This window comes from Streptomyces sp. XY431 (assembly GCF_001279805.1).
Classification (GTDB): domain Bacteria; phylum Actinomycetota; class Actinomycetes; order Streptomycetales; family Streptomycetaceae; genus Kitasatospora; species Kitasatospora purpeofusca.
In genome coordinates, this window is record NZ_LGDO01000512.1 from 26,076 (window position 1) to 35,810 (window position 9,735).

At 73.3% G+C, this 9,735-nt stretch carries 6 protein-coding genes; 4 read left to right on the forward strand and 2 right to left on the reverse strand.

Going from position 1 to position 9,735, the window contains the following annotated elements:
* Positions 1-16: 16 nt before the first annotated feature.
* A complete protein-coding gene (locus ADK60_RS38035) occupies positions 17-340 on the forward strand; it encodes a hypothetical protein (RefSeq protein ID WP_053651393.1) in 324 nt (107 codons plus the stop codon).
* 1 nt (position 341) lies between these two features.
* Here the strand turns inward: ADK60_RS38035 and ADK60_RS38040 are convergent, their stop codons facing one another.
* Positions 342-809, reverse strand: coding sequence for a (2Fe-2S)-binding protein (locus tag ADK60_RS38040; protein WP_045943246.1), 468 nt, complete (start codon positions 807-809; stop codon positions 342-344).
* 93 nt (positions 810-902) lie between these two features.
* Positions 903-3,212 (reverse strand): xanthine dehydrogenase family protein molybdopterin-binding subunit, encoded by a 2,310-nt coding sequence (locus ADK60_RS38045; RefSeq protein ID WP_234371464.1) that lies wholly within the window; start codon positions 3,210-3,212, stop codon positions 903-905.
* Between the two features lie 473 nt (positions 3,213-3,685).
* Here ADK60_RS38045 and ADK60_RS38050 point away from each other — a divergent pair, with 473 nt between their 5' ends.
* The 3 genes from ADK60_RS38050 to ADK60_RS38060 all read left to right on the forward strand — a co-directional run.
* Entirely contained in the window at positions 3,686-5,020 is a 1,335-nt protein-coding gene (locus tag ADK60_RS38050) for an MFS transporter (protein WP_053651395.1), read from the forward strand.
* A gap of 268 nt (positions 5,021-5,288) precedes the next feature.
* The gene (locus ADK60_RS38055) at positions 5,289-6,026 is read left to right on the forward strand and encodes a TolB family protein (RefSeq protein WP_159400746.1); all 738 of its coding nucleotides are present in this window, start codon (positions 5,289-5,291) and stop codon (positions 6,024-6,026) included.
* A gap of 403 nt (positions 6,027-6,429) precedes the next feature.
* Positions 6,430-9,735, forward strand: a 3,306-nt coding sequence (locus ADK60_RS38060) for a VWD domain-containing protein (RefSeq protein ID WP_199839854.1), incomplete at its 3' end; no start/stop codon positions are given.

A 9,735-nucleotide genomic window follows, 5' to 3' on the forward strand; every position in this document is an offset into this window, starting at 1 on the left:
GGGGAGGGGTGTCGGAATGCTCGGTTGGTGGTTCGTGGTGACGGTCCCGGCGGCGGGGGACGGCGAGGACGTCGTACTGGCCAAGTGGGAGACCGGGCTCGGCGGGCTGGACTGGATCGCCGGACTGGTCGCGGCCGGGCGGGCGGAGCAGCTGGGGTTCGACGGCTACCCGCACCGGTACACGGCCCGGGCGGGCGAGGTGCTGCCGCTGCTCGCCGACGGTTCGGTGCCCGATGCCGGGGCCGGAGCGGAGTTCCGTCCGCGCGAGCTGCACCCGGAGCGGATCGCCGTCTGTCCGCCGGACGCGCTGCTGACCGTCGAGGCCTGGGACCAGTCCTGACTCAGCTGCCGGGCGCGGTCCTGGCGGCGGCGCGCTTGATGGCCTCGCGGATCCGGGGGTAGCTGCCGCAGCGGCAGATGTTCTGGATCTGGTCGATGTCGGCGTCCGTGGGCGCGGGGTTGCGGCGCAGCAGTGCGACCGCCGTCATGATCTGGCCGGGCTGGCAGAACCCGCACTGGGCGACGTCGCAGTCCAGCCAGGCCTCCTGGACGGGGTGCAGGGTGTCGCCGTCGGCGAGGCCCTCGATGGTGGTGACCCGGCGGTCGGCGCAGTCCTTGACCGGCACGGTGCAGGGCTGGATCTCCTCGCCGTCCAGGTGGCTGGTGCAGGCGCGGCAGACGCCGACGCCGCAGCCGTACTTGGGGCCGGTGACGCCGAGCTTGTCGCGCAGTACCCAGAGCAGCGGCATGTCGTCCGGTGCCTCGACGGTGACCGGTCGGCCGTTGAGGACGAAGGTGTGGCTGGGCATCGGGGGCGCGTTCCTCGGGGGTCGTGGGAGCGGGTCGGAAGCGATCGGGCGGGTCGGTCGGGTCGGGCGCGGGTCGGGCGGGTCGGCCGCGGGTCAGAAGTTGATCGGGAAGGACCGCGGGCTGGTTCCGGTGGCCCGGGCATAGGCGTTGGCGACGGCGGCGGAGGCCGCCGGGACGCCCAGTTCGCCCGCGCCGCCGGGCGGTCCGCTCGGCGGCAGCAGGTGGATCTCGACCACCGGCGGGGTGTGCCGCTGCCGCGCGTAGTGGAAGTCGCCGAAGCTGCCCTCGCGGACGGCGCCGCGGTCGATGTGGTTGCCGGCCTGGAGGATCACCGAGATCCCGTCGATCAGCGCACCGGTCAGCTGGGCCTCCAGGCCGGTGGGGTTGATCACCGTGCCGACGTCGGCGGCGATCACGGCCTTGGTGACCCGGGGCTGCTTCGGGTCGGTCGCGTCGATCTCGACCAGGTAGGCGGCGCGGCCGCCGTTCTCGGCGTGGTAGCCGATGCCCTGGGCCTGACCGGCCGGCATGGCGCGGCCCCAGTCGCCCGCCCGGGCGACCGTGTCGAGCACGGCCCGGCCGGCCGGCTCCCGCAGCCGGGCGCGGCGGAAGGCCACCGGGTCCTGGCCGAGGCGGCGGGCCAGCTCGTCCATCATGATCTCGTCGGCGACCCGGACGGTGCCCGAGTAGACCGAGCGCCAGCTGCCGGTCGGGATCTTCAGCGGCACCTCGGCCAGCAGCTGGGTCGGGATGCCCACGTTGTACGGGTTGCTCTGGCTGAGCAGGAAGAAGGCCTGGGCGAGCGAGAGCCCGGCGACCGAGAGCTGGAAGCCGGCGGCGGTGAGCGCCTCGCCGAGCCCGTGGCCGAAGTCGGTCATCACGGTGGCGGCGCGGTGCTCGTAGCTGAGCACCTGGCCCAGCCCGTAGGTGGCGCGGACCCGGTGGTGGCTGGCGGGGCGCATGCGGCCGTGCCGCATGTCGTCGTTGCGGGTCCACATCAGCTTGACCGGGCGGCCCGCGGCCCGGGAGATCTGCGCGGCCTCCACGGCGGCGTCGTAGAACAGCCGGCGGCCGAACGACCCGCCGCCGCGCACCACGTGCACCGTCACCGCGTCCTGCGGCAGGCCGAGTTCGGCGGCGAGGGTCTGCTGCGCGACGATCGGGGTCTGCGCGGCGAACCAGACCTCGGCGCGGTTCGGGCGCACGTCGGCGACCGCCGTCAGCACCTCCATCGGCGCGTGGTTGACGAAGGCGAAGTCGAACTCGCCGTCCACGTACTGGGTGAGCAGCGGCGGGATCAGGAACGGCGCGTGCGCGGCCCGCAGCTTCCCCCGGATCTCGGGGTCGGAGAGCGTGGCGACCGGGCCCGGGTGCCAGGAGGTGCGCAGCGCGTCGCGGGCCTTGAGGGCCTGGTCGAAGGTCTCGGCGAGGACGGCCACCCCGCTGGGCACGGTGACCACCGCGAGCACGCCCGGCATGGTGCGGGCGGCGGAGGCGTCGAGCGAGGCCAGGGTGCCGTTGATGGTGGTGGGCCGGGCGACGACGGTCGGCACCGCGCCGGGCACGGCGAGGTCGCCGGCGTACTTGGCGCGGCCGGTGACGATGTCGCGGGCGTCGATCCGGCCGGTGGGGCGGCCGATCACCCGGCGCTGCCCGGGCGGCTTGGGGGTGGCGGGGACGGCGGGCACCACGACGGCGGCGGCCTCGGCGGCGAGTTCGCCGTAGCCGGCCCGGCGGCCGTCGGGGGCGGTCACGGCGGAGTCGGCGGTGCGCAGGGTGTCGGCGGGCAGCGACCAGCGGCGCGCGGCGGCGGTGACCAGCCGGGCCCGGGCGGCGGCGGCCGCGCCGCGCACCGGGTCGTAGAGCGTGCGGACCGAGTTGGAGGCGCCGGTGAGCTGGTTGAACAGCAGGTCGGGGCGGCTGTCGGAGAGCGGGACGTCGACATCGGTCAGCCGGGCGTCGAGTTCCTCGGCGACCATCATGGCGACCGTGGTGGTCAGCCCCTGGCCGACCTCCAGACGGGGCAGGTGGAGGACGGCTCGGCCGGCGGTGGTGATCTCCAGGACGAGCAGGTGCGCGGTGGGCAGGCCGGCGACCTGCAGGGCCTGGCCGAGGTCGACGATGTCCGGGATGCCGGGCAGGCCGAGCAGTTGGGAGGGGGCGGCGGGCGCTGCGGCCGGGGCGGGCGGGGCGGCCGCTGCGGGCGCGGCCTCGGCGGCCCGGGCGGTGGCGGGCGCGACGGCGTCGAGTCCGGCCCGGGCGGCGACGGTCAGGGTCGGCGCGGCGAGCAGGTAGGTGAGGAAGCGTCGGCGGTCGGCGTCGGCGGGCAGCTGCTCGGTAGTGGGACGCGGCTCGGCGGTGGGCGGCTGCTCGGCGGCGGGGCCCGGGCCGGCCGGGGGCACGATGGAGATGCTGATGGGAGGAGCCCCTCTCGCCGGGTCACGGCTCTGGACGGGCGGGCCGTGAGGGCCTCGCCCCGCTGCCGGGCGGTGCTCGCGACGGCGGGCACGTTCTGGTCGTGTCCACGTTCGCGAACGAGAACGCGGATGAGCATAGGAGGGGCCTACTGGCCGGTCAACACGGGCACTTGGGGCATGATCGGACAACTGTGCGGATGTTGGACGGGGTGGACACGGAGGGCGCGTGGCACACCGGGCGGGGCGCGCGGTACCGCCGTCCGGGTGCGGCGTGCCCCAGGGGCGCGTGTCGGTTGTCGGGGGCGGGCGTAGCGCGGTCGGCGCCGGAGCGGGGGCGACCCGGAGCGCGGGCGTCCGGAAAACGAGGTGCCGAAGTGGCCCAGGATCGTGATGATCCACTGGACCTTCCGCGTGGTCCGCCCTCGGCGCAGACTGGTGTCCACACCGAAGAACCACTGATGGCCCACCACCCCAGGAGCATCGTGCCGTCCCGCCGCGCCCCGCTGTCCGGATCCCAACGAACCCTCGCCACAGCCCAGTTGGTGAGCGCGATCGGCGACGGTGCCTACTACACCAGCTCGGCGCTGTACTTCACCCGGATCGTCGGCCTCTCGCCCACCCGGCTCGGCCTCGGCCTCGCGGTGGCCTGGGCGATCGGGTCGGTCGCCGGTGTACCGCTCGGCCACCTCGCCGACCGGCGCGGCCCCCGGGGCACGGCGGCGGCGCTCGCGCTCGTCACGGCGGTGGTGGTCGCCTCGTTCCTCGTGGTCGACGACTTCCTGCCGTTCCTGGTCGCCGCCTGCCTCTACGCCACCGCCCAGTCCGGACTGGGCGCGGCCCGGCAGGCGCTGGTCGGCGGACTCGTCCCGGAGGGCGAGCGGACGGCGGCGCTCGCCCGGCTGCAGGCCACCCTCAACGCCGGGCTGGCGGTGGGCGCCGCGCTCGGCGGCGTCGCGCTCACGGTCGGGACCAGGGCGGCCTTCCTCGCCGCGTTCACGCTGACCGCGCTGGGCTTCCTGGCGACGGGCCTGATCCTGCTGCGGCTGCCGGCGGTGCTTCCGACGGTGCTCCCGGCAGTGCTCTCGGTGGCGAAGGCCGGACCGGTGGACGGTGCGACGGCGGACGGTGCCCGGGGCCGGGACGGCGGCTTCGCGGTGCTGGCGGACCGCCGCTACGCGCTCGTGACGCTGGTCAACACCGTGCTGCTGCTGCGGATGCCCCTGCTCAGCCTGGTGATCCCGCTCTGGATCGCCGACCGCGCCCCGCAGCTCGGCTGGCTCGGCTCGGCGCTCTTCGTCCTCAACACCGTCGGCGTGACCCTCTTCCAGGTCCGCACCGCACGCGCCGTCACCGGCCTGCCCTCGGCGGCCAGGGCCGTTCGCCAGGCAGGTGCGGTCCTGCTCGCCTCCTGCGCGGTCTTCGCCCTCTCTGCCGCGCCCGTCCCGGTCTGGGCGATGGCGGCCCTGCTGGTCGGCGGCGCGGTGCTCCAGGTGCTCGGCGAGATGAAGCAGTCGGCCGGATCCTGGCAGATCGCCTTCGACCTCGCCCCGGCCGACCGGCTCGGCCAGTACCAGGGCTTCTTCGGCACCGGAGTGGCGGTGGCGCGCACCGCCGGACCCCTGCTGCTGACCACCCTCCTCCTCGACGGCGGCGGCCCGGGCTGGCTGGTCCTCGGCGTCCTCTTCCTCGCGGCCGGCTGCGCCATGGGCCCCGCCGTCCGTCACGCCGAACGCGACCGTTCCTCCTGGCTCGCCCCCGCTCCCGCCACCGCGCCGCTCACCCCCGCCGGCTGAGACCGGCGGCAGAAGGCCGGACGCCCCGTCGGGCGGGCCGCTCCAGCCCTGGCCGGACACCCCCGGTTGCTATGCTCCGGCGCGCCCCGGGAAAGGCCCGGCGGAATGCCGTGGAGGTGCCGTGATGGCGGACAGGTCAGCGGAGTTCAGGCCCGGGACGATCGCTGCCCGGCCGGTGCGGAGGGCCGCGTTCGCGGCGCTCGTGCGCTCCCCCGAAGGGCCTTCGACCCTGTTGCTGTCGGACGCGGACACAGGTGAGCTCGTCGGGGTGGCAGGTCTGCCGGGCCGTCCGGAGGCGGTGCCGTTGGCGCTGTCCTGGGAGGGCGGCCACCTGCTGCTCCGCACGGGGCCGGAGGACCGGCCGGACCGGGACCTGGTGCTGCTCGGCCTCGCGACGGGCGAGCGGCGGGTGTTCGACGCGGACACGGACGGCCTCGTCGAGCAGGCGGCGCTCTCGCCCGACGGCCGTTCGATGGTCACCCTGACGGACGAGGACGGCGTGCGGGTGGACGTCACCGACCTGGGCACGGGCGCGCGGAAGCCGCTGTGGTCGGCCGAGGGGTGGCGGTCGGACGCCGGGATGGCGTGGTCACCGGACGGCACGCTGCTGGCGGTGGGCCTCGTCGACGAGGAGGAGGACCGCACCGACACGGTGGTGCTGTCCCTGGCGGACGGTTCGGTCCTGGCCCGGTACGAGGGGCTGGCGGCCCTGGGCAGCCCCAACGGAGCGTGGACCGGTGCGCGGGAGCTCCTGCTGGTCGAGGAGTTCTCCGACGAGAGCGTTCCGCCGTTGTTCCTCCACGATGTGGCCACCGGAGGGGTCCGGCGCTTCGACCGGGTGCCCGGCCAGGTGGGCGGGGTGTCCGCGGTGGCTGCCGGACGGCTGGTCCAGCGGCTGCCCGGCGGCCTGTTCGTCTGCGCGCTCGACGGTACCGACCCCCGCCCCGTGCTCGGACTCCCCCCGACGTACGAGGTCGGATTCTTCGATGTGAGCGAGGTGTTCTAGCTCCGGCCGAACCGGGATCGGGCACGGACAGTTTCGTCCGTGCCCGATTTCACGTTCTCGTCGATCCGTTCCGTCCCGAACAGTCCCGAATTCTTCCGGGGCATTTCGGTGGTGAGTATTGATCCACCCGTATCGGGGCGAACGGCGCCGGCGGGTGAATTCCCGGTTCGGGCCCGATGGCGCGCGTACCGGATACATCCGGAGAGTTACGCGAAATGTTTCGTCTGCGCTCTGGTCCGGAGTGATCACGGCTGGCTACGATCGGCGCCGCCATGACCACCCACCACTCCTCGGAGCAGAAGTGCGCCGTTTATGTCTCTTTTTGACCGCAGTACTGATAGCCGGGCTCATTGTCCCCATCGAGCAGTACTGGGGGCGTGGAAGCGCGGCCGCTGCCACCTGTGTGAATGACACCGACTGGAAAAACGGACAGAGCGGCGAGGCGAAGCGCTGCGTCAACGGGTACGAATACACGACCCGGCGCCGGCTGAAGGAGGTGCCCGGCTGTCTGCAGGCGGGCCCGCCCGGGCTGGTGCTGCGGAGGTCGTCCTGCGGCCAGGGGGTCGAGGCCATCGGGCAGGCCCGCGCCGTCAAGTTCCTGAGTGACCGGCTGGAGACGCCGAGTCAGGGGCTGATCAGCCCGAACGTCCAGTGGGAGATGCAGCTGCCGGACAGCAAGCGCCCGGACATCGTGGTGTACGACCGTGCCAACGCCGCGGCCGGAGTCGACGTCTACGAGGCCAAGACCACGGAGAACAAGGACTACGCGGACTGGGGCACCCAGGTCGACGGGTACATCCAGCACTTCCGGAACCAGGGCATGGCGGGTGTCCGCCGCGGCACCGTGCTCAACCGGTGGGGGCCGTACCGGGACGAGTTCCAGGTCTGGGACTCCAAGGAGTCATGCAAACTCCCCAGCGGCGAGAAGGGGTTCACCCGGCGGACCTACGTGGCGACCTCACCGCAGGCCGGACTGCTGCACGTCGAGGAGGACGAGAGCAAGGAGGTCTGCGACAAGGACCGGGTCCAGCCGCCCTCGCCGCCGATCAGCCAGCCGTCGAGCCAGCCGACGGCCTCGCCGACGAGTTCGCCGACCGCGGAGCCGACCACTCCTCCGGTGCCGCCGGTGCCGGTGCCGGTACCCGCGGAACTGCTGGAGAAGATCGAGGTCCTGGCCCGGGACGGCGTCCCCCAGAGCGTTCTCGCGGCCGGGGCCGCGACGGTCGTCGCGGCCGCGCTGGTCTCCGAACTCGAAGGCTGGCTCGGCACGGCTGCGGGCGTGGCCTTCCTGGCGGAGGTGGGGCTGACCGCGCCGGCCGCGCTCGCGCTGGGTGGAGTGGTGCTCGCGACCCTCATCCTCTGGTACCTGGTCGACCACTACGGCGCGAATGCCAACGGTGATCCGCACATCACGACCGTCGACGGGCTGAGCTACGACCTCCAGTCGGTCGGAGAGTTCGTGCTCGCGGAGTCCGAGCGCTACAACTTCACCATCGAGGGCCGGTTCACCCCCCTGTGGGGCGGCAGCGATGTCTCCACGGTCGGCCGGGTCGCGATGGACGTCAACGACCACCGGGTCGAGTTCGACAACAACGGCTTCGTCCTCGACGGCAGTCCCTACCCGCTGCAGGCCGGCAAGCTGCTCTCGCTCGGTGAGGGCACATTCGTCACCCGCGACTCCGCCAACCGCTACCTGGTGACCTGGCAGGGCGTCGGAGGCCCGGTCTTCACCTGGTCGTACGGCAAGGCCAGTCTGTGGGTGCCGGCGTCGGCGGACAGCGACCTGGTCGGGCTCTTCGGCAACGCCGACGGCGATCCCGCGAACGACCTGCGGTACGCGAACGGCAGCCCGCTGCCCGCCAACGCCCCGGCCACCCTGCTCCACGGCGACTACGCGGACTCCTGGCGGGTCACCGCGGAGTCGTCGCTGTTCACCTACGGCGCCGGCCAGAGCACGGGGACCTTCACCGACCTCACCTTCCCCCGCTCGATCGTCACCTGGCACGACCTGGCGCCCGACCAGGTCGCGCTGGCCTCCACGCAGTGCGAAGCCGCAGGCGTGCCGGCCGGCCCGGCCTTCAACGGATGCGTCCTCGACCTCGCGCTGACCGCCGACGCCCGGTTCGCGACCGCGGCAGCCCAGCGCAGGACCGTCGGCACCGATCCGCAGGCCCGGGGTGTGAGTCCGGCGGGCGACCTGGCCACCGATTTCGAGGGCGGCTCCCTGCCGCCCAACCTGGTGCCGTCGAGGTTGGCGACCGACCCCGGTACGACCTCCTTCGCGGGTCCTTTCACCAGTACGGAGTCCTACCGCTCCTACGTCCAGGGCCTGCCACCGCACCTCGGCGGCACGCTCGCGTTCGACCTACTGGCGATCGGGGACTGGACCGCGGGCAGTGAGGCCAAGACGGTCACTGTTCGCACGGACCGCGGCACCCCGGTGGTGATCACACCCAGCAGTCTCACCCCGGTGGCCACCGGCACGCTGTCGGGCAATGTGCCGTACACCAGGTACCGGGTCACCGTGCCGTTCACCCACGGCGGCAGCCAGGCCGAGTTCGCGGTCGCCGCGACCGGGGTCAGCGGCATCGGCGGCCAGGCGTTCGGCATCGACAACCTGGCGCTGCATGTCGACGTCGTACCGCCGCAGTCCTTCCCGGCCACGCTCCCGCTCACTGTCTCCGACGGAGTGCCCGGTCCCGGGGCCGGAAACCTGGAGAACGCCGCCGCCCAGGACGAGTACCGGTTCGACCTCCCGGCCGGCTCGGCGGTCTACGTCCGTCCGACCGCCTGCCCGGGAGGGAACGCCAACCTGCGGTGGAGCCTGCTGGCGCCCACCGGCACCACCGCCGGCTCCGGCTACGGCTGCCAGGGCGGTGAGGTGCGCAACCTGGCGGCCGGCACCCACCGGCTGGTCGTCACCGCGCAGAACGAGACCGCCGGCCGGTACGCGCTGCAGGTGACGGCCGTCCCGGCCGACGCCGTCGCGACCGTCGCGACCGACGGCACGGCGTCGACCGTGACGGTGAGCGCCCCGGGCCAGAACGGTGTGTGGAGCTTCTACGGGACGGCGGGCCAGCGGATCTACACCGACCTCTCCGGCGGCAGGCTGGGTGACTACGACGTCCAGGTCTCGCTGCGCAAGCCGGACGGCTCGGTGTTGTCGGACTGGCGGTACTGCGGAACCTCCTGCGGGATCGACCCGGTGACCCTGCCGGTCGACGGGACCTACACGCTCCGCTACGATCCGCGGGCTGCAGCCACCGGTTCCCTGACCGCGCGGATCTTCACCGTCGCCGACACGTCGGCCGCGATCCCCGTGGACGGCACGGCGTCCCGGCAGACCACCACCGTGCCGGGGCAGAAGGCGATCTGGACGTTCAACGGTACGACCGGGCAACGGATCTACATCGGCCTCTCGGACGGAACGATCGGCGACACCGGCGCCCGCGCGACTCTGCTGAAGCCTGACGGTGGCACGCTGTTCAGCTCCTACTGCGCCACCGGGTGCGCGTTCGACACAGCCGTACTCCCGGCCACCGGCACCTACAAGCTGCTGTTCGACCCGGAGGGAAACCGGGTTGGTTCGCTTACGGCGAGGGTGTGGCCGGTGTCTGCGGATCTTTCGGTGGCTGTCGCGCCGGGTGATGCGCCGTCGACGCTTGCGACGACGGTGCCGGGGCAGAACGGTGTGTGGACGTTCGTGGGT